This is a genomic window from Labrenzia sp. THAF82, from assembly GCF_009363435.1.
In the GTDB taxonomy this organism is placed as follows: domain Bacteria; phylum Pseudomonadota; class Alphaproteobacteria; order Rhizobiales; family Stappiaceae; genus Roseibium; species Roseibium porphyridii.
This window is the reverse complement of sequence record NZ_CP045354.1, coordinates 3,999,142-4,019,613: the sequence shown is the minus strand read 5'-3', so window position 1 is coordinate 4,019,613 and position 20,472 is coordinate 3,999,142. Positions and strand designations below refer to the sequence as shown.

Here is a 20,472-nt window from a genome sequence, read left to right as displayed (position 1 = left end):
GACCCGGAGCCAAAATCTCCTGACCTGGTTTGTGGCTTGAAATCCGAACGACCTAGCCGCCCTGTCTCGGAATGCTAGCCGGGACGTGGTCAAGTATTGCAGCGCTGACAGACCTCAGATCGCACCTTTCCGCATTGGATGAGTCTTGATATATGCAACTCATTCGAAGCGAGAGCACATGCTTGGGATTGATCCAGCGGATGATATTCGTTTGCTGGCAACGGTCATGAAGGACGCGGATGACTGTGCTCTGACGAAGCGCTGGTTGTCGTTGTAGGTTTTGAAAAATGAATAAAATCAAAGGCTATGATGCGGACGCTGCAAAGACTGATCAGCACCGTTTCTCCGTCGCACCCATGATGGAATGGACGGATCGGCACTGCCGTGCATTTCACCGGCAGCTGACCGCGCGTGGCTTGCTCTATACTGAAATGGTGACGACCGGTGCCGTGATCCATGGGGACCGGCAGCATCTGATTGGCTTTTCCGAGATTGAACACCCGATTGCCTGCCAACTGGGCGGATCAGATCCGGATGAAATGGCAAAGGCTGCGAAAATTGTGGCCGACTTCGGGTATGACGAGGTCAATATCAATGTCGGTTGTCCATCCGACCGGGTACAGTCCGGCCGCTTCGGTGCTTGTTTGATGCAGGAGCCGGACCTGGTCGCCAAGTGCGTGTCGGCAATGAAAGACGCGGTCGATATACCGGTGACGGTCAAGTGCCGACTGGGTGTTGATGACCAGGACACTGAGAGAGCGCTTGATGACATGGCCGACAAAGTCTTTGCAGCCGGAGCGGATGCGCTCTGGGTGCATGCCCGAAAGGCATGGCTTCAAGGTCTCAGCCCCAAGGAAAACCGGGACATTCCACCGCTCGACTATGACCGTGTCGTTCGTTTGAAGAAGCGAATGCCTGAGCGGTTCATTGGCCTGAATGGCGGTCTTGAAACGCTCGATCAGGCCGAGCCCTTTCTGGAAGATCTTGATGGCCTGATGTACGGGCGCGCTGCCTATCACACGCCTCAACTCCTCGGCGAGGTCGACCGCAGGCTCTATGGCAGCCAGGAGGGTGATGTTTCACCCTGGGATGCTGTGCGGGCGCATATGACCTATCTTGAAGTCCAGCTTGGCAAGGGTGTCAAACTCGCTCACATGACCCGTCACATGTTGGGGCTTTTTCACGGACGACCAGGCGCACGGTCTTGGCGGCGCATTTTGACTGTCGAGGCGATCAAACCGGGGGCAGGGCTCGAAGTTGTCGAGAAGGCTCTGGCTGCCGTCAGTCCGACGGACTATGACGCCGAGGCTGCCGAATAGCGCTGCTTCAAGGGGTCATGATCAGGCGGTCGCCTTCGATCCGCCAGCTTCTCAGCCGGTCCAGTGCCGTCATTCCAAAAAGGCTTGCTTCTAGATTGCCTTGTCTTCCGACGAACGCACGAACATTGCGCAAGGTATGATCGCCGATGGTCAGGCTTTCGATCCGCACGGGCGCGACCAGAGTTCTTCCATTGGCCGTTGAAACCGGGACTGTGAAAGAAAGGTCCCGATCCTCAAAGCCGGCGCGGAGGGCGTCCTGATAGCTCAGAACAACTGCGCTGGCGCCGGTATCAAGCAGGAAACTGGTCCGTGTACCGTTGACACGGCCATCAAGGACAAAATGGCCCCCGGCATCGCGCACAATCAGGAGCGACCCATCAGGTTGGCTGACAGCAAGGCCCGGCGACAAGGCACCCAGCACCCGGTAGCCTGCCTGCACAAGATCGGTGCGAAACGTGTAGCCGATCACAAGAAGAGCGCAAAGTCCGCCCCAGAACAGTGTTCCCTGGATGATTTCCCGCACTTTCGGTTGGCCGAAAATGAAGCTGGCGATGAAAACAAACGCCAGTGCCGACAAGGCCACGACGCGCGGGCCTCTGTCATCGAAGTTGGCGTTTGCCGGATCTGTCGGATCACCGAATACGGCGTAGAAAACGGCGATGCCCATGACCACGATCAGGACGGCAACGATGAGGCCGCGCAGTTGCTTGGGGCCACCCATCAGCGAGCTCCGGAAATGCCGCCACCACGCGTTTCGTGTGCGACCCTGCGGCTATCCAGCCCGGACATGATCTGGGAGCGGGTTTCTTCGCTATAGCTCGACCAGCCGGCAATTTCGTCGAGCGAACGCCAGCACCCCGTGCAAAGGCCGCTGTTTCGGTCGATCTGGCAGATTTTTATACATGGCGAATTCATGTGGCGCATATGGCGCTGGAATATGGCTTTGCCAAGACGTCAGGCCTCAATCAATTGCAATGAACCATCAAGTTCCACCACCGGCATAATTGAACGGGGCGGCAATGATGCGCACGGGGAGCGCAATTGTATTGCCCACCAAATTGCCCAGATCATCGCCAACCGTCCCCGCGTTTCCACGGTTTACCGACCTGGTCAAGCTCGATTGTCCGAGGGTTTTGCGCAATTGCGGTTGAAACTGCGCCAACTGAGCGAATTTCGAGTGATGCGACCCGTCCTGGGCATCCAATTCCGTTAGATCCACGACGACGGCTCCAAGTTCGGTTAGCTCTTTGTCATCGGAATAAGCGCCAACTCGCTCTTTGCCACCGGCAATGGCCCGTGAAAGGCGCAAGGCCCGGTCGTCACGAGAAACAATGACGATATATGGTTTCGGCGGGCGGCCGAGTTTTTTCAGTTGTGCCTTGAAGAGGTCGATGTCGATATCGGGTGCTGCAAGTATGACCTCGTCAATCTTGCGCGTCATTTTGCGCCGGTCGCTAACAGACGCCTGCACCGCTGTTTCCATCAACAGCCAGTTACCCATGGAGTGCGCGAGAATGGTGATCTTCTCTGCGCGTGTGTTTGACAACTGAATAAGTGTTTGTTCCAGCGCTTGCCGCGCAATCGCAGCGCTGTTCAGGTCATAGACATAGTCCTGAACCTTACCTCGCGAAGCCCATGTGAACAGAACCGGTACGCCTGCAAACTCAGAATCATGAATGATCTGCGTGAACCGGTAGAGGGCTTCGGGAAAGCGGGTATTGTAGCCGTGAATGAAGACAAAAATTTCTCGTTCGTCACGTGGTTTTGAGGCCAGTCTGCGGTTGATCTCGTTCGTGAAGGAGGCCTTGTCAGCGATATAGCCTGCCTTGCGGGTGACAAAGTTCTTTTCTGGATCTCCGGGAAAACTGTTTGGCCATTCAATCTGTCCCGGCTCATGATCCGGAGGAACGGAAATGGAGGCTTCGGCATAGCCGATTGCCTGTCCGCGTTCACCGCCGAAATAGGTGTCCGGGGTCGCATCCTTGTCGCGGGTCGTGACGATCATGATGTCGGTGACCTCTGCACCCGGCGCGGGCGCGTCGTTCAGCGCCAAAGCGCCAAGGTCAGGCCGTCCGCCGCAGGCACCGAGACCGAGACACAAAAAAACAATCGCGAAAGCCTTGAGGCATGCTGCCTGGTGCTTGAAGAACGGATCTCGCGGAAAAGTGGCGGTCATCTGTTTGGCAGCCTTTACTCAGTAACTCAGGGCACCATAAGCATCCCAAGCAAAAAACCAAGTGCACAAATTTGCTGAATTGCGCCCAGAATATCGCCTGAAACACCACCAATCTTCTGGTCTGCGAGTTGACCAATGCCAAATGCCAGGGCCGCCGGTAGCAGACAGGCCAGCAGGAAGCCCGGTAACGAGAGCAGGAAGGCTGCGGGCAGCAGGAATGGAACGGTGAACAAGAACGCCTGCCGGACACAAGTTTTGTCGGGTTTTCCGAACCGGGCTGCCAGACCGTCTGGACGGGCGAGGGGGTGTTGTTGCCACTGCCAGACAATGAAAGCGCGACTGGCCGCTTCTCCGCCAAGCAGAAGCAAGGCAGCATCCGCAGGGTCGAAGCGCTGCCAAAGTTCGGCAAGCAGCGCGATCTTCAAGACGACGGACAGCACCAGAGCCAATGCCCCGAAAGCGCCGATGCGGCTGTCTTTCATGATTTCCAGCCGCTTTGGAGGGGTCGAACCCCCAAAAAAGCCGTCCGCAACATCGCTGAGACCATCTTCGTGAAGCGCACCCGTGGTCACAGCCAGCATGACGACAATCAGAGCCGCAATGGCAAGAACCGGAAGCGCCGTATAGCCCAGAAGCATACCAAGTCCGGCGGCAGGCAAGGCAACGGCCATGCCGGCAATGGGCGCAGCCCGGCTGATCCTTGCAAAGTCTGGCGCTGCTGCCGGATTGTCTTGAGCGTTGACCTTTGGAAGGGGTAAACGAGAAAAGAATCGAATGCAGGCCGCGGTGTCAGCCATCAGTGCCGGGAAACCCTTGGTGAGCCGATTGAAGTGATCCCGGGTTTTGTTGGTTCCGGTTTTTGCACCTGAATCAGCAGGTTGGTCGGTTTCAGGGCTCATCAGGCCGGTCCTGTGCTTGAGTTTTGCGTGTGCGCCGTTATAGATCAGCGCCTTAGCGAGACCAAGTGGCTGGCATGATCCGGCCTGAGAACCGGAACCTGAAATCCATGTCCCTTTCCGAGACCGCGCTTCCCTTTGATGACATCCGCAATCTGGTGAAATCCATGCCTGGACCGGATGATGAAGCGGTTCGCAAGGTCAAGGAGCGGGACGCACAACTGACCAAGCCTGCCGGCTCGCTCGGTCAACTTGAAGAGATTGCAGAGTGGCTGGCAGCTTGGTCCGGCAATGCGCCGCCCAAGGTGACGCGTCCTCTTGTTGCGATTTTCGCCACGGCTCATGGTGTTGCCGATGAAGGGGTGTCCGCATTTCCAAGCGCGGTCAACCGGCAAATGGTGGAGAACTTTGCCGCCGGTGGTGCCGCGATCAATCAGATCTGCCGCGCATATGATGTCGGATTGAAAGTGTTTGACCTTGCCGTCGACATGCCAACGCCAAGCATCACACAGGAAGATGCCCTCGATGAAGCCAACTGCGCCGCGACCATGGCCTACGGCATGGAAGCGCTTGCCGGTGGTATTGACCTGATTTGTCTTGGTGAAATGGGGATCGGCAACACGACGGTTGCAGCTGCGGTCATCAATGGACTCTTCGGCGGAAAGGCAGAGGATTGGATCGGGCGCGGCACCGGTGTTGATGATGAAGGCCTGAAGCGCAAACGTGACGCTGTTGAGAAAGCTGTTGCCCGCCTTGGCGGCGAGAAAGACCCGCTGGAAGTCTTGCGCAAAGTCGGTGGTCGGGAGATCGCGGCAATGGCCGGATTGATCATCGCTGCTCGCTTGCAAAGAGTGCCCGTCATCGTCGATGGATTTGTCACGACTGCGGCAGCAGCCGTTGTTTATGCAATGGACCCCGACGGGCTTGATCACTGCCTGTTCGCTCATCTTTCCGCAGAGCAGGCGCATGCCAAGACCCTTGAACACATGGGCAAGGAAGCCCTGTTTGATTTTGGAATGCGGCTTGGTGAAGGCTCGGGCGCAGCGCTTGCTGCCGGTATTGCAAAGGCTGCCGCAGAAATGCATTCCGGCATGGCAACATTCGCGGATGCTGGCGTTTCGGAAAAATCGGACGACGAAGAAAGCTGACGCGGTTCTGGGCAGTCTCAGGCCGACTTGGCGTCATTGTCCTTTTCGTTCCTCGGTGCCCACTGAACTTCCGGCGAATAGTTCATGATGCGGGTGCGCGGCAGTGTGACGGTAACCTCGGTGCCGTTTCCAGGGTTCGATTTCAGAGAAAACTTGCCGTCATGCATGCCGATAAGCGCTTGTACTATCGACAATCCAAGTCCGGTCCCCGGTTCAGCACTCTTGATGGCATGAGACCCCTGGCCAAATGCCTCTAGAACGGTCGGGATTTCATCTTCAGGAATTCCAGGTCCACTGTCCTTGATGGAAACGTATTGACCGCCCTCTGATGTCGGACCGACCATGATCCTGACTTCTCCGCCAACCGGAGTGAATTTAAGGGCATTGGAGAGTAGGTTGAGTACCACCTGGCGCAGCGCACGTTCGTCTGCCCATACGGTTGGCAGGTTTGGTTCGTGCGTATGATAAATCGAGATCGATTTCGCCTTGGCGCGCACTTTCATCATTGTGCCGCACTCTTCAACGACGTCGTCGAGCAACAAAGGTGCCTCGTGCAATTCATGCCGTCCGGCTTCGATGCGTGACAGATCCAGAATTTCATTGATCAGGTTGAGCAGGTGCTGACCGGACCCGTGAATATCCTCTGAATAGGACCGATAGGTCTTGTTGTGCATCACGCCCAGCACTTCATCCTTCATGATTTCCGAAAATCCTAGGATCGCATTGAGCGGTGTGCGCAACTCATGGCTCATCGTTGCCAGGAAGCGTGACTTGGCCATGTTGGCTGCCTCTGCGCGGCGCCGCGCTTCGTCTGACATCGCATTGGCTGTTTCAAGTTCCGCAATCAGGTGATCCTTGTCGGCGCGATACTCCAGCATCGTATTGGCGTTTTTCAAGAGCTGGTTGCCAAGGATGAGAAAGAACCCCTGAGCTCCGATGGCCATTGCAGCCAGCGTATAGTGGATTGGATCGACTTTTTGCAGAAAGCTGATCGTGACCACCAGCGTGATCGGCATGGTGCTCACCAAAAGACATTTCGGCAGCGTTGCGGCCTGCATGGTGTTCATGGCCACGACGATCAAGAGAGCTGCGAACTGAAAGATGACGAAGCCTTCGCCGGCATCGTTCTTGAGCGGTAGAATAAAGAAAAGAGCCCAGCTACAGCCATAAATGAGTTCGCCGATGGTGAAACGGCGACGCCAGATAGTGCGCACCTTCTGGTCCGACGGCGCTCTTTCGTAGGAATGGCTGGTAACGACCATTAAAAGATGAGTGCAAAGGACAACGGCAAACCATGCGCCAATCGAGACCGGTTCAACCCATAGAATCGAGATCGCGGCAACGATGAGCGCCAGTAGCGGAACCGCATAGGCGGCATTGATGCGCGTATCGGCAAAGAGATGCTGCCGTTCAAGGTCGAAAGTTGTGTGCAGACCGGTTGGTGTGCCCAGTTTGCTGCGGACATTGTTCATTGTGCGCGCCAGCTCGCGGCGACGTTTCGCTCGCTGCTGGTTGATGGTGACTTTTTCGTCGCCGGTTTCTGGCGCAAGGATGCCCATTTGCCGCCCGCACGGTTTTGATTTGGTTATTTGGATACTGCGTGTTTATTGAAGGTGACTCACCATTCCTTAAGATCGTCCTCAGGAGCGTGGTAAGAGAAGTGTTAACCGGCTGTGCCAAGGTGCAACTCATTGTCTGAAAAGAAGATTTCCGAAAGCCTGAAGTCCATTGAGGCCGACATTCGTGCATGCCGCATATGCATTGAAAATCCAGAGAAATCTGCGCTGCCACACACGCCGCGACCGGTCCTTCAAGTGTCTTCTTCTGCAAGGCTTTGTATTTGCGGTCAGGCTCCTGGAACCAGAGTTCACAAAAGCGGCAGACCATTCACGGATCCATCGGGGGATCGTCTCAGAAACTGGATGGGGATCGGGGAGGATGTGTTTTATGACGCAGACCGGCTTGCCATCATTCCAATGGGATTTTGTTTTCCCGGTCTTGATGCAAAAGGAGGCGACTTACCGCCGCGCAACGAATGCCGGAAAACCTGGCATGATCAGTTGTTTGCAGCGATGCCTCAGCTGGAGCTTGTTCTGGTAATTGGGCAATATGCGCAGGCTTACCATCTGGGTGCCCGCCGCGGAAAAACGCTTACTGATACCGTTTCCAGATGGCAGTCCTATTTTGAGGAACTACCGGAGCAGGACCAGCCAAAAGTGTTGCCCTTGCCACATCCGTCCTGGCGCAACAACGCGTGGCTCAAGAAAAATCCCTGGTTCGATAAGGATCTGGTGCCAGTTCTGCAAAGCGAAGTCGCACGCCTCACATCCCATTAAAGGGCTTGGTCGCAATTTCGAATTTTTTTCTCAAAAAGAGCGGATTTGACATTCATGTTGAAATTCCGTTACGAGGATTGGCTTGGAATTGAAATCATTTCCCAAGATCTGAGCAACGCGCCGCAGCTAGACGAAACGAAAAACAATGATTGACCGCATTGACCGCCGTATTCTTTCAATCCTGCAGGAAGACTGTACCGTGCCGGTTGCCGAAATCGGCCGCCGTGTCGGCTTGTCGACTACACCTTGCTGGCGGCGCATCCAGAAGATGGAAGAAGATGGTGTCATCACCGGCCGTGTCGCCTTGCTTGATCCGACGAAAGTCAACGCCAAGGTAACCGCGTTTGTCGCCATAACGACGAGCCAGCATTCTGAGGACTGGCTGAAGAAGTTTGCCGATGTGATCCAGGAATTTCCGGAAGTCGTGGAATTTTACCGTATGGCCGGGCAGGTGGACTACCTCCTGCGGGTGGCCGTTCCGGACATTGAAGCCTATGACGCTTTTTACAAGAAACTGATTGCCAAGATCGAGATATCGGACGTTTCGACAACGTTCGCGATGGAGCAGATCAAGAATACGACGGCATTGCCTTTGGCCTATGTTGCGGCTGAAAAGCCGCGCGCGGACAATTAGGCTGGTATTGCACCAGTCGCATGGTGCCCGGACGAGTGCCTTGCGAAAAAACGAGAACACTCTGCTTCGGTTACGTGCTGTCCGCTGAAAATCTCGGCATAATAAGGCATGCGTTCGAGACGCGGTAGAAACGGCTCGGACGGTCTGTCTTTCATCATCGAGATGTAGCCGATCTGGGTCTGATAAACGGTATTGGCCCGAATGTTCGCATAAAGAGTGTCAAAGCCGTACCGCTCAAACATGGCTTGAAGTGCTTCCACCCGGATCTGGTCAGCTTCCTCAAGTTGCCTGGCCAGGACGGCGTCAACGTGAGCCCAGTTCCGAACCGCAAACTCAAGTCTTGAATCGAAAAGATCCGGTATCAGCCAAAGATCGAAGACATTGAAGACGGCTTCATTGATTGTTTCTGCATAGGCTTCTGTTCGCTCGATCAGGTTGCCGGTGTTCTTTGATTGCCAAAGCGTGATCAATGCGCCCAGCAACTCATTTCGGTCCGAGAAGTGACCGTAAAAACTGGTGCGAGACAACTTCAGGCGGTCAGCAAGAGGCATGACCTTTACGCCATCGATCCCCTGTTCAAGCAACGCATGATAAGCAGCATCGATCCAGATCGCCCTGCTGCCGCGCCAGCCGGATGTTTTTTCAATCAAGTGTTCCATTGTTCTTTCTCGATAGCAGTGACAGATCGTCCTGCCAAATAAAATTGACACCTATGTTTTCAAAAACGACATAGATGTCGTTTTTACGTCTTTTCACATGCGGTCACCCGCAATTAGTCTCGCTTTTGCAAACGCTGATTGATGCGCTTGAGAGGAAGGCTGATGTCCAAAGATCCGCTGTTACAGCCTTATCGGCTCAAAAACCTGACGCTGAAAAATCGGATCATGATCACATCGCACGAGCCGGCGTATCCTGAAGACGGAATGCCAAAGGACCGGTATCGCGCTTACCACGAACTGCGTGCGAAAGCCGGTGTCGCGATGACCATGACAGCTGGCTCGGCGGCGGTCTCACGCAATTCGCCCCCGGTGTTCAACAATATCCTTGCCTACAAGGACGAAGTCGTTCCCTGGGTAAAGCGGCTGACCGACGCATGTCATGATCATGGCTGTGCGGTGATGATCCAGCTGACCCATCTTGGTCGGCGCACCCACTGGAACAAGGGCGACTGGTTGCCTGCGGTCTCCGCCGGTCATGAAAGGGAAGCAGCGCACCGGGCGTTCCCGAAACAGGTCGAGGATTGGGACATTCAAAGGATCATCCAGGACTATGCCGATGCTGCCGAGCGCATGCGGGCCGGTGGGATGGACGGGATTGAATTGCAGGCTTATGGCCATCTTATGGACCAGTTCTGGTCTCCTGCAACCAATACGCTCGACGGTCCATACGGTGGTTCTCTGGACAACAGGATGCGTTTCTCGCTGGAAGTGATAAACGCTGTCCGCGAACGCGTTGGAACAGACTTCATCGTCGGGATGCGATTTACGGCGGACGAAGATCTGGAAGGAGGCTTGTCTGCTGAAGAAGGCCTGCAAATAGCCAGGCGCTTGAAAGAGACAGGTCAGATCGATTTTCTCAATGTCATCCGCGGGCATATTGATACCGATCCAGGTCTGACGGATGTCATTCCAGTTCAGGGCATGCCGAATGCACCGCACCTCGACTTTGCTGGAATGATCCGCAAGGAGGTTGGTCTGCCGACATTCCATGCTGCCAAGATCCCGGACGTCGCCACCGCCCGCCATGCCATTTCGGAAGGTTTGCTGGACATGGTCGGGATGACCCGCGCGCATATGGCAGATCCGCTGCTAGTAAAGAAAATTGCCGAAAAGCGGGAAGAAGACATTCGTCCGTGTGTCGGAGCAACCTATTGTCTCGATCGGATCTACCAGGCAGGCGACGCCCTTTGCATTCACAATGCGGCGACAGGTCGAGAACTGACCATGCCGCACGAAATTGATGCTGCAACAGACAAAAAGAAAGTCGTCGTCGTTGGGGCAGGGCCTGCGGGAATGGAAGCAGCCAGGGTGGCTGCTGAACGCGGGCACGACGTGATTGTGTTCGAAGCAGCTCCGGATGCTGGCGGTCAGGTTCGTTTGACCGCGCAATCAGAGCGACGCCGGGAGATGATGTCGATCATCGACTGGCGCATGGAGCAATGCCTGAAGAGGAATGTCGTCTTCCGTTTCAATACTTTTGCGGAAGCAGACGATATCCGAGCTGAAAACCCGGACGTCGTTGTTGTTGCAACAGGCGGGCTGCCACACACGGACGTTTTGCACGAAGGCAACGACCTTGTCGTTTCTTCCTGGGACATTATCGCAGGAGACGTGAAGCCGGGGCGGCGCGTTCTTGTCTTTGATGACGCGGGTGATCACGCCGCGCTGCAGGCTGCCGAAATCGTAGCAAAGATCGGCGCTCATGTGGAAATTATGACCCCGGACCGGTCATTTGCGCCGGATGTCATGGCGATGAACCTTGTGCCCTATTTGAGAGCGCTGCAGGACAGGGATGTTCGTTTCACCGTGACATACCGTCTGAAGGCCGCGAAGAGGTCTGGCAATATGATAACCGCCGTGATCGGCACTGACTATTCAAAGCACACGGAAACGCGGGAGTTTGATCAGATTGTCGTCAACCATGGAACGATGCCCATGGATGAGCTCTATTTTGAACTCAAGCCCAAATCAAAGAACCTTGGCGCCATCAATCAGGAAGCCTTGATCTTTGGTCGCCCGCAGCCGCTTGAAGCCAATCCCGAGGGGGCATTTGCGCTTTTCAGGATCGGCGACGCCGTCTCGGCACGAAACACCCATGCAGCAATCTATGACGCGCTGCGACTGCTGAAAGACATATGACAGTCGCGCATGCTGCGATGTTTTCACCGTGTCTCAACTGAATAAGCGTGTGCCGTTTTTACGCTACGGGAAAAGCAAAAATAGCTTCTAATTTTCATCAGGAAAACGGATCGATGATGCCGATTGGAAAGGACCAATCACTATGTACAGCGATGCGGACATACTGTCTTTGTTGATGAGCCGCAGGCAGGGGTATTCCCTGCCGCAGGCGTTCTATACGGACGAAGATGTTTTTCAGGCGGATATGAAGAACATCTGGCACAAGGAATGGGTTTTTGCCGTACCAAGCGCGGAACTGCCCAAATCCGGAAACTATGTCACGCTGCAGATAGGGGACTACTCCGTTGTTGTCGTGCGCGGTTCGGACGGGACGATCAGAGCCTTTCACAACTCCTGCCGGCACCGGGGCAGCCGCATTTGTTCAGCCGCAAGGGGATCGGCTCCCAAGCTTGTTTGCCCGTATCATCAATGGACTTATGAACTCGACGGCAGTTTGCTCTGGGCGCGCGATATGGGCCCGGAGTTCAACCCAAAACACCATGGCCTCAAGACGGTTCATTGCATCGATGTCTCCGGCATGATTTTCATCTGCCTTGCCGATACAGCACCTGACACGACCGACCTGGAAAAGCAGGCATCGAGGTATCTCGGACCACATGATCTGACAAACCTGAAAGTTGCCCATCAGTCCTCCATCATCGAGAAGGGTAACTGGAAACTGGTGCTTGAGAACAATCGTGAATGCTATCACTGTTCGGGATCTCATCCGTCTCTTTGCCGGACATTTCCGGATGATCCAAACCTGTTTGGCGGCGATGATTCCAATACAACAAATGAAGCCAGGCAACATATTTCACGGTGCGAGAACGCCGGTTTGCCGTCCAGGTATGTCATCTCGGAAAATGAGCAGTGGCGTTTTGTTCGCATCCCGATCCTCGGAGACGCAGTCAGCTATACGATGGATGGAAAACCTGCAGTTTCCAGGCGGACCGGAACAATACCGTTCGATCATGCAGGTTCATGCCTCTTCTTTCACTACCCGAACACCTGGAACCATTTTCTGTCAGATCATGTCCTGATGTTCCGTGTCCTGCCGATTGGGCCAATGGAGGCGGAAGTCACAACATTCTGGCTGGTTCACAAGGATGCAAATGAGGGCGTCGACTACGATCTCAATCGCCTCACCGAAGTGTGGATCAACACAAACAACGAAGACCGTCAGATCATCGAAGAAAACCAGCGAGGCATCAGGTCGCCCGCTTATGAGCCTGGACCTTATTCGCCGGTTCAGGAAAGCGGCGTGATACAATTCGTTGAATGGTACGCCAGGTCGCTGGAAACCGGACTGCTTGGCCGTTTCCGGGTGGCGGCGGAGTGATGCCATGATCTCGATGCCTGTGCGCGACACGCCAGTCTGGACTGACGAAGAACTGCTTGAATGTGTAATGGTGGTGCCTGAAGCACCCGATGTGAAGACCTTCTCGTTTCGCCCTCCGTCAGGTGCTGGCTTCGTTTATCGGGCGGGTCAGTTCATCACGTTGGATCTACCTGTCCCGGGGGGACATCTTCAAAGAACCTATACACTGTCTTCATCGCCGGTATCGAATGCTTACATCACCGTGACCGTGAAGGCGCAGGAGGGGAGTGTCGGCACGCGGTGGATGCTTGATCACCTCAGGCCAGGTATGCGGCTGAAAGCTTTTGGTCCGGCGGGGCTTTTTCATCTGCCAGCAGTTCCGGACGGCAAATATCTCTTCATTTCAGCCGGTTCCGGTGTGACGCCTGTGATGTCCATGGCGCAGACGCTTTTTGAACGGGGTGAAGACCCTGACATTTGTTTTATCCAGTGCGCGCACCGACCGGTAGAACTGATCTTTCGGCAAAAACTGGAATATATGGCAAGCCGGGTCACGGGGTTGCAGCTGCATTTTGTCGTCAATCAAAGCGATCCATACGAGGTTTGGACCGGCTATCGTGGCCGGTTCAATCAATTGATGCTCGGGCTCATGTGCAGCGACTATCTGGACCGTGATGTCTTTTGCTGTGGCCCGGATGGCTTCATGGAGAGCGTCCGTGAAATCCTGAATGCGCTTGGATATGACATGGAGCGGTATCACCAGGAGAGCTTTCAGGCCCCCGCCGAGACAAGAGATGATCTCACCGAATTCGATGATGTGGTGCCGCAGGAGGATCTGCAGGCTCAAGTCGTCTTCGCCAACTCCAAGGTTTCAGCGTGGTGCTCACAGACAGACACAGTCCTTGCTGTTGCCAAAGAAGCCGGTCTCAACATTCCATCCGGCTGCACTTTTGGTGTTTGCGGAACATGTAAAGTCAGGAAGGTTACCGGCGAAGTTCATATGGTTCATTCCGGCGGTATCAGCGATGAGGACATTGAGGCAGGATTTATTCTGGCCTGTTGCTCCAACCCGATCGGCACCGTGGAAGTGGAAGTCTGATAAGCCGAATTGAGAAGCCCGGAAATCAAAGTTTGCGGCGGCTCCATTTGGAAGTGTTGGGCTAACGTGAAAGTAAGCCCAGGCGGCGGCGCACTTTCTCTGAATCCAACTCTTTGACAGCTTCCTTGCCGACCCGGCGCGTAATCCTGTCGTCCGAGGCCTGGAGTTCAAGGGCAAGAGCCAGGGCAGGGCCGTGCAGTTGAGCGGAGCGTTTACCGATCTGACGCAAGGCCCAGTGAACGGCTTTCCAGACAAAATTTCGTCCGTCGCTCGAAGCCTTCCGGATCAGCTCCAGGTCCTCAAGGAACTCCGCATCAGGTGCTTTCTTGGCATGAACCGCACGCCAGGCAATCAGGGCAAAGGCAGCCCTTTTGACGAACTCTCTCTCATCTAGTGCCAATTTCGGAACCAAGGCGTTCGAGTCTGCGCGCCGCGCCAGGATGTTAGTCAGTTGATCGCACAAGTCCCAAGAGCCGATGTCTTCCAACCAGGTCAGAGCCTGCTCGGACGTCATGGCCTTCGCTGGCGTCAACAGGATCGCAAGAAGGCGTGCTTCATGAAAACCCGTTGCCCAAAGCTCTCGTGCAAGCTCGGGCGATCTGCCGATTTCTCTTGCGAGGGGACGCAACACGGACATCGGCACACCGAATGCCTGGTCGATCTCTATACCAAACCGCGCCATTCCAGCGCGGTTTGTGTCCGAACCGGAAGATCGGAGTTCTGCCAGGACATCGTCAACGGTCCAGTGTTTGCCCTCTCGCCCCTTCATGTCAGCCGACGTTACTTCTTGTCTGCATTTTCAAGTCGCGCAATTAGGCTGGACGTGTCCCAACGATTGCCACCCATTGCCTGTATTTCGGCATAGAACTGGTCGACAAGGGCGGTAACCGGCAGACGTGCACCTGTTTCATTTGCGGTGCTCAGGCAGATGCCAAGGTCTTTGCGCATCCAGTCAACTGCGAATCCAAACTCGAATTCGCTAGCATTCATTGTTTGCCAGCGATTTTCCATTTGCCATGATTGTGCTGCGCCACCCCGGATCGCGGAGATGACCTTTTCGACGTCGAGATCGGCCTTTTTGGCGAAATGGATAGCTTCAGAGAGCCCCTGAACAAGACCCGCGATGCAGATCTGGTTGACCATCTTGGTCAATTGTCCTGCTCCGCTGTCGCCCATGAGACCAACGGACTTTGCAAAACAATCAATGACCGGCTTGGCTTTGTCGAACACGTCCTGATCACCGCCGCACATCACTGTCAGGACGCCATTTTCCGCGCCTGCCTGGCCGCCGGAAACCGGTGCATCGATAAAACCGCATCCTTTTTCGTTCGCGGCAGCATAGAGTTCGCGGGCAACATCGGCCGAGGCGGTTGTGTTGTCGACAAAAACGGCTCCGGATTTAAGGCTGTGAAAAGCACCATCCGGTCCGGTTGTTACTGACCTGAGATCATCATCATTACCAACGCAGGCGAAGATGAAATCGCATCCCTCGGCGGCTTCCTTGGGAGTGTGGGCAACGTGTCCGCCAAATTCCGCCGCCCATTTTTCGGCCTTTGCAGTTGTGCGGTTGTAGACCGTAACGTCATGGCCTCCCTTGGTTTTCAGGAAACCGGCCATCGGATAGCCCATGACACCGAGACCAATGAATGCAACCTTTGCCACGAAGACGCTCCTTCTGCATGAGAAGGCCCGGCAAATCTGCCGGGCCTTGCTAAAATTCAAGTCGTCATGGTTTTAGGCCATTTGCGTCCTGCTGTCAGCTAACAGGATGCATCAGAGCCAATAGGGCCTGCGCTGCCAAAACTTTGCAGGCATTCCATGCCTTGCTGCCGAAAGGTCAAGGTGTTGCTGTGTTCTCGGATCGGGTCGTGTGTAGGATGTGAAGCGACTGGCATCGAGAAACTTCTGTACTTGAAGACTTAACATCTGCTTACAACTCCTCATCGTTGTGACTGGTTGAAAAGTGATGCTTTTTGGTACAAATTACCAATCAGGAAGATTTTTAATATGTAAGGAAAAATTACATATGGACTGGCGCTCGCTTCCACCCCTCAATGCGTTGAAAGCCTTCACTGCGGTCGCGGAACGAAAAAGTCTCTCAGCTGCGGGTCGTGATCTGAATGTCACGCATGCGGCGATCAGTCAGCAAGTTCGCAGTCTTGAAACCTTCATGGGTCAGCAATTGGTTGTCCGGGAGGGCCGGGGCATTGCTTTGACACCGGAAGGAGAATTGCTTTTCAACGGTCTCAAACGCGGGTTTGAGGCAATTCAGGAAACGGTGGATGAGCTCCTTGAAGACGATGCCGCAAGGCCGCTGCACATAACGACAACACCTTCCTTTGCAGTCAGCTGGCTAATGCCGAGGATCAATGATTTTCGGTTGAAGCATCCTGAAATTGAATTGATGCTCAATCCAACGCCGGAAGTCGTCGAACTGACACCAGGCGGTGCAGATCTGGCGATACGGTATGGCGATGGAGACTGGCCGGGGATTGAAGCTGAGCTCTTTATGGAAACGCATTTCGCGGTCGTCGGAGCAAGTTGTCTGGTGAAGGATCGAAAGATCGAAAAACCCGAAGACATTTTGGATTTTCCCTGGCTTCAGGAATACGGCAGCAACGAACTGAAACTGTGGTTGGAAAAACAGGGCAAGGTGCCTTGTGGCAGGCTGAATGTCACCCACATGCCCGGCTATATGGTCCTGGAAGGTCTGCGGAGGGGAGACGGTATTTCCGCTGTTGCAACCGCATTTGTAGAGCCCGACCTTGAGACCGGAAATCTGGTCATATTGATTGAGGGCAGCATCTATGAGGGGACAGGATACTACATGGCAACGAGGCCAGGCGTAAAACGTCCCCCCTTGAAGGCGTTCATGAGTTGGCTCAGAACCATGCGGGCCGAGCAGGAACACCAGTCCAAAAGCATTTGCTAGAACATCGGCCTAGAGTGCTGCCAGAGCCTGATCGAGGTCGGAAATCAGATCATTTGCGTGTTCAATTCCAACGGACAGCCGCAGCAGGTTTTCCGGAATGCCGGAACCTTGGCCCTCAATCGTAAATCGATGTTCAACGAGGCTTTCCGTACCACCAAGCGAAGTTGCACGCTGGAAGAGGTCGAGTGCTCCTGCAACACTCAGAGCAGCTTCCCTGCCACCCTTGACCTGCAAGGATAAAAGCGACCCAAAACCCGATTGCATTTGCGATTTCGCGAGATCGTGCTGAGGATGGCTCTTGAGGCCGGGATAGAGGACCGCTTCGATCCGTGGATGGGTTGCCAGAAAGTCTGCAACTGCCATGGCGTTCTTGTTCATGCGCTCTACCCGCAGGGACAGCGTCCTGAGACCGCGCAGAAGCAGCCATGTCTCGAAAGAGCCGAGAACAGCACCGGCAAGCTTTCGTTCTTCGCTGATCAGTGTCCAGCTTTCTGAGGCAGCATCCTTTGTGGTCACGACACCGCCCAGCAGGTCAGAATGGCCATTCAGTGCCTTCGTCGCTGAATGCATCACAAGGTCTGCACCCAGGTCCAGTGGTTTCAGGATCAAGGGAGTTGCAGCGGTCGCATCAACCGCCAGAACGGAACCCGCCTGGCTGCACTGTTGCGCTATGGCTTTGATGTCCGCGACTTTCAAAAACGGATTGCTCGGAACCTCAAGCCAGACAAGGTCCGGTTTGGTAATGGAGAGTTCCTCGGTGAACGCCTGCAGGTCGGCAGCGTCTGCTTCAATCAAAGCCACCTTGTTGCGGGCGCATAGTTTGCGCAAGAACAGCGTGGTTCCCCAGTAAATGTTGGATTGTATCAGCAGCGTGCCGCCGGGTTTGACGATACGTGCCACCGCAGCCACTGCCGCCATGCCTGAAGCGAACAAACGGCTCTCGGACCCTCCTTCCAGCGCCGCGATCAAACCTTCTGTTTTCTGATAGAGCAAATTGTCGTCGCGGCTGTAGACGTGACCGGGGCTGACAGGTTCATAGTCTTCGTCCCTGACAAATGTGGTTGCCATCTGGATCGGCGGGACAACGGCACCGGTCGCTTGATCGAAGCCACCCCCGGCATGAGCCAACAGGCTATCAGGGTGCAGGCCTTCAGCTTTGGGCAAGGTCGCGGACATAACGAGGAATCCTCTTGGAAAAGGTGCGTTAGAACCGGTCGAAACGCCGGCAATCAGCGTTTCAGGTGGCGTGTGAGGCGGGCTTCGATCTTGTCCCAGATTCTCCGCAAGGTCTCGACGATCATCAGATAGATCACTGCGGCCCAAATGTAGGCCTGGAAGTCGTAGGAGCGGGAATAGGCGCGCCGGGTTTCGCCCATGATGTCATAAATCGTCACGATGGACGCAATAGCCGACCCCTTGATCATCAAAATGATTTCGTTGCCGTAAGGGCGCAAGGCGACCATCAAGGCCTGGGGCAGGATGATCTTGAAAAAGGTCACGGGTTTGGAAAGGCCAAGCGCAGCGGCGCCCTCCCATTGGCCTTTGGCCACGTTTTGGATCGAACCCCGCAGAATTTCGGCCTGATAGGCAGATGTGTTCAACGAGAAAGCAAAGATTACGCAGTTGAACGCGTCCCGGAAAAATCCCCAAAGTCCGATGGCTTCCAACTCAGGCCTGAAGGAACCAGCGCCATAGTAGATCAGGAATGTTTGAGCCAGAAGCGGTGTGCCGCGGAAGAAGTAGACGAATGCATAGGCGGGTGCGGAAAATATCTTCCAACTGGAAGAACGTGCAAAGGCGACCGGCACACTCAGCAGCATTCCAAGGAGAAGCGACAAACTGACGATTTGAAGGGTTACAAGAAACCCATCGATGTATTTGGGCCAGTATTTCTGGAAAAAGGGGCTGGCTATACTGGTTCCCAGATACCAGACCAGTGACACGCCTGCGACGATCCAGAGGGCCATCAGCGCGTTGCCAAAAATCCGCGTATTTGTCCAGGGGCGAGGCGGGGCTGGAGGGCGTTTAGCGCCGGTTTCGGGACTGGCTGCAATCATCTTGAAGCCTCTCCCCGTTTGGACCAGCGTTCGACACGGCTCAATCCTGCAGACGAGATCATCGCCAAAACGAGGTAAATCAGACAGGCGAGCCCGAAGAACAGGAATGGTTCTTTTGTGACCCTTGCCGCAATGCCGGATTCACGTATCAGGTCGGCAAGACCGATGACCGATACCAGTGATGTTTCTTTCAAAAGAATGAGCCACAGATTGCTGAGCGCGGGAAGAGCAAGGCGGATAAGCTGAGGCAAAATGATAAGCGTCATCGTGCGATATCGGGACAGGCCTAGAGCATAGCCACCTTCATACTGGCCTTGCGGTATGCCTCGAAATGCGGAGAGAAATGCCTCAGAAGCGTAGGAGGAAAAAACCAGCGCAAGAGCGACCATGCCGGCGACGAAAGAATTCACTTCGAAATAGACATCGAAGCCGAGCAGTTTAAGTCCTTGCTGAATACCAATCTGCACACCGAAATATACAAGAAACAGAGTCAGGAGTTCAGGCAGGCCGCGAAAAATTGTCGTGTAGATATTGGCTGCGAGCTTCAGACTGGGTTCTGAAGAGTTTTTTGCCAGAGCAATCAGAAACCCGAGAATGAGGCCAAAGGGCAGGGTACAGATTGCCAATGCGACCGTTATCATGACGCCGAGCGCGATAGTGTCGCCCCAGCCTTGTTCCCCAAACGATAGCAGCGTCAAAGCTTCATTCATGAGCCGGCGCTTCTTTCTGTCTTGTTGTTGTTGTTGGCCGCCCCTCCGGCCTTCTGTGGGCTATTACCCTACAGCAAAGCGCGGCACGCAAGCGCGCCGCGCTTATTTAGCGATCAATCCAGAATAAAATCAGCCGCCATACACGTCGAACGTGAAGTACTTGTCGTTGATTTCCTGGTACTTGCCGTTCGCAATAATGGCTTCGATGGCCTGGTTGAACATTTCCTTCAACTCGCCGTCATCCTTGCGGATCGCGATACCAGCGCCTTCGCCGTTGATCACAGGATCCGGCGTCAGTGTGCCGAGGATCTTGCAGCAGGCACCGTCGTCGGTCGCAAGCCAGTCTGAAAGCACGACAACATCGTCAATCACTGCGTCGATACGACCGCTGGCTACATCGAGCTTGTACTCGTCCGGCGTCGGGTAGAGCTTCAGATCAGCAGAACCGAGCTTTTCTTCAGCATAGTTGGAGTGCGTCGTGGAAGACTGAGCACCAAGTGCTACGCCTTTAAGGTCAGCATCACTCGTACCCGCGATTGCAGAATCTTTGGGTACCGCAATTGCCGGCGGAGTGTTGTAATACTTGTTGGTGAAGTCGACCTTCTGTTTGCGCTCTTCCGTGATCGACATGGACGCAATGACGGCATCGAATTTACCAGCCTGTAGAGCAGGGATCATTCCGTCCCAGTCCTGGGTGACGAATTCGCATTCGACTTTCATTTCCTCGCAAAGCGCCTTTGCAATATCGACATCGAAACCGACAAGTTGTCCGTCAGCGGTCAGCGAGTTGAACGGAGGGTAAGCACCTTCTGTGCCGATGCGCACCTTGGACCAGTCTTTCGCCTCAGCGCCACCGACAACAGCCAGAACTGCAACGGCGGCCGCAGCCATACGCAATACACGCATATTTAGTTCCCCTAATCATTTTTCGCGGCGCAGACAGGTTCTTC

At 54.7% G+C, this 20,472-nt stretch carries 20 protein-coding genes; 8 read left to right on the top strand and 12 right to left on the bottom strand.

Features of this window, described 5'->3' with window-relative positions; translation table 11 throughout:
- Window positions 1-287: 287 nt before the first annotated feature.
- A complete protein-coding gene (gene dusA, locus FIV00_RS18490; RefSeq protein ID WP_152502135.1) occupies window positions 288-1,319 on the top strand; it encodes a tRNA dihydrouridine(20/20a) synthase DusA in 1,032 nt (343 codons plus the stop codon).
- A gap of 7 nt (window positions 1,320-1,326) precedes the next feature.
- Here the strand turns inward: dusA and FIV00_RS18485 are convergent, their stop codons facing one another.
- The 4 genes from FIV00_RS18485 to FIV00_RS18470 all read right to left on the bottom strand — a co-directional run bounded on the left by FIV00_RS18485 (window position 1,327) and on the right by FIV00_RS18470 (window position 4,394).
- A complete protein-coding gene (locus FIV00_RS18485) occupies window positions 1,327-2,040 on the bottom strand; it encodes a TIGR02281 family clan AA aspartic protease (protein WP_152502134.1) in 714 nt (237 codons plus the stop codon).
- Window positions 2,040-2,234 (bottom strand): DUF1289 domain-containing protein, encoded by a 195-nt coding sequence (locus FIV00_RS18480; RefSeq protein ID WP_209006605.1) that lies wholly within the window; start codon window positions 2,232-2,234, stop codon window positions 2,040-2,042. The genes FIV00_RS18485 and FIV00_RS18480 overlap by 1 nt, the downstream gene beginning before the upstream one ends.
- A 67-nt stretch (window positions 2,235-2,301) precedes the next feature.
- The gene (locus FIV00_RS18475) at window positions 2,302-3,495 is read right to left on the bottom strand and encodes an alpha/beta hydrolase (protein WP_152502132.1); all 1,194 of its coding nucleotides are present in this window, start codon (window positions 3,493-3,495) and stop codon (window positions 2,302-2,304) included.
- 26 nt (window positions 3,496-3,521) lie between these two features.
- Window positions 3,522-4,394, bottom strand: a complete 873-nt coding sequence (locus FIV00_RS18470; RefSeq protein WP_152502131.1) for an adenosylcobinamide-GDP ribazoletransferase — start codon at window positions 4,392-4,394, stop codon at window positions 3,522-3,524.
- Between the two features lie 107 nt (window positions 4,395-4,501).
- Between FIV00_RS18470 and cobT the strand changes: the two genes are divergently transcribed.
- Window positions 4,502-5,539 carry a nicotinate-nucleotide--dimethylbenzimidazole phosphoribosyltransferase gene (cobT, locus tag FIV00_RS18465; RefSeq protein ID WP_152504322.1) on the top strand — a complete coding sequence of 346 codons (1,038 nt, stop codon included), beginning with the start codon at window positions 4,502-4,504 and terminating at the stop codon, window positions 5,537-5,539.
- Between the two features lie 17 nt (window positions 5,540-5,556).
- Here cobT and FIV00_RS18460 read toward each other — a convergent pair whose 3' ends face one another.
- Entirely contained in the window at window positions 5,557-7,098 is a 1,542-nt protein-coding gene (locus tag FIV00_RS18460) for a HAMP domain-containing sensor histidine kinase (protein WP_152502130.1), read from the bottom strand.
- 132 nt (window positions 7,099-7,230) lie between these two features.
- On the opposite strand from FIV00_RS18460, the gene FIV00_RS18455 reads away from it, so the two are divergent.
- Together FIV00_RS18455 and FIV00_RS18450 are read left to right on the top strand one after the other, a co-directional pair.
- Complete coding sequence (locus tag FIV00_RS18455) at window positions 7,231-7,875, top strand: uracil-DNA glycosylase family protein (protein ID WP_247649252.1); 645 nt, start codon at window positions 7,231-7,233, stop codon at window positions 7,873-7,875.
- A gap of 148 nt (window positions 7,876-8,023) precedes the next feature.
- Window positions 8,024-8,509: an Lrp/AsnC family transcriptional regulator gene (locus tag FIV00_RS18450; RefSeq protein ID WP_173006250.1), complete on the top strand. Its 486-nt coding sequence runs from the start codon at window positions 8,024-8,026 to the stop codon at window positions 8,507-8,509.
- Here FIV00_RS18450 and FIV00_RS18445 read toward each other — a convergent pair.
- On the bottom strand, window positions 8,506-9,168 hold the full coding sequence (locus FIV00_RS18445; protein WP_152502128.1) for a TetR/AcrR family transcriptional regulator: 663 nt from the start codon (window positions 9,166-9,168) through the stop codon (window positions 8,506-8,508). The two genes, FIV00_RS18450 and FIV00_RS18445, sit on opposite strands and share 4 nt — an antisense overlap.
- A 162-nt stretch (window positions 9,169-9,330) precedes the next feature.
- Between FIV00_RS18445 and FIV00_RS18440 the strand changes: the two genes are divergently transcribed.
- The 3 genes from FIV00_RS18440 (at window position 9,331) to FIV00_RS18430 (ending at window position 13,823) form a co-directional block, all read left to right on the top strand.
- Window positions 9,331-11,367, top strand: coding sequence for an NADH:flavin oxidoreductase (locus tag FIV00_RS18440; protein ID WP_152502127.1), 2,037 nt, complete (start codon window positions 9,331-9,333; stop codon window positions 11,365-11,367).
- A gap of 142 nt (window positions 11,368-11,509) precedes the next feature.
- Window positions 11,510-12,745 carry an aromatic ring-hydroxylating dioxygenase subunit alpha gene (locus tag FIV00_RS18435; RefSeq protein WP_152502126.1) on the top strand — a complete coding sequence of 412 codons (1,236 nt, stop codon included), beginning with the start codon at window positions 11,510-11,512 and terminating at the stop codon, window positions 12,743-12,745.
- A 4-nt stretch (window positions 12,746-12,749) separates the two neighbouring features.
- Window positions 12,750-13,823: a hybrid-cluster NAD(P)-dependent oxidoreductase gene (locus tag FIV00_RS18430; RefSeq protein ID WP_152502125.1), complete on the top strand. Its 1,074-nt coding sequence runs from the start codon at window positions 12,750-12,752 to the stop codon at window positions 13,821-13,823.
- A 61-nt stretch (window positions 13,824-13,884) separates the two neighbouring features.
- Here the strand turns inward: FIV00_RS18430 and FIV00_RS18425 are convergent, their stop codons facing one another.
- Both FIV00_RS18425 and FIV00_RS18420 read right to left on the bottom strand, forming a co-directional pair.
- Window positions 13,885-14,592 carry a DNA alkylation repair protein gene (locus tag FIV00_RS18425; protein WP_152502124.1) on the bottom strand — a complete coding sequence of 236 codons (708 nt, stop codon included), beginning with the start codon at window positions 14,590-14,592 and terminating at the stop codon, window positions 13,885-13,887.
- Window positions 14,593-14,603: 11 nt separating this feature from the next.
- Entirely contained in the window at window positions 14,604-15,485 is an 882-nt protein-coding gene (locus FIV00_RS18420; protein WP_152502123.1) for an NAD(P)-dependent oxidoreductase, read from the bottom strand.
- Between the two features lie 364 nt (window positions 15,486-15,849).
- Between FIV00_RS18420 and FIV00_RS18415 the strand changes: the two genes are divergently transcribed.
- A complete protein-coding gene (locus tag FIV00_RS18415; protein WP_152502122.1) occupies window positions 15,850-16,755 on the top strand; it encodes a LysR family transcriptional regulator in 906 nt (301 codons plus the stop codon).
- Between the two features lie 9 nt (window positions 16,756-16,764).
- Here the strand turns inward: FIV00_RS18415 and FIV00_RS18410 are convergent, their stop codons facing one another.
- From FIV00_RS18410 to FIV00_RS18395, 4 genes are all read right to left on the bottom strand, one after another.
- Window positions 16,765-17,931, bottom strand: a complete 1,167-nt coding sequence (locus tag FIV00_RS18410; RefSeq protein ID WP_152502121.1) for a PLP-dependent aspartate aminotransferase family protein — start codon at window positions 17,929-17,931, stop codon at window positions 16,765-16,767.
- A 53-nt stretch (window positions 17,932-17,984) separates the two neighbouring features.
- Window positions 17,985-18,812, bottom strand: coding sequence for an ABC transporter permease (locus FIV00_RS18405; protein WP_152502120.1), 828 nt, complete (start codon window positions 18,810-18,812; stop codon window positions 17,985-17,987).
- Window positions 18,809-19,522, bottom strand: a complete 714-nt coding sequence (locus FIV00_RS18400; RefSeq protein WP_152502119.1) for an ABC transporter permease — start codon at window positions 19,520-19,522, stop codon at window positions 18,809-18,811. Before FIV00_RS18400 ends, FIV00_RS18405 begins: the two co-directional genes overlap by 4 nt.
- Before the next feature lie 129 nt (window positions 19,523-19,651).
- The gene (locus tag FIV00_RS18395) at window positions 19,652-20,428 is read right to left on the bottom strand and encodes an ABC transporter substrate-binding protein (protein WP_152502118.1); all 777 of its coding nucleotides are present in this window, start codon (window positions 20,426-20,428) and stop codon (window positions 19,652-19,654) included.
- Between the last annotated feature and the right edge of the window lie 44 nt (window positions 20,429-20,472).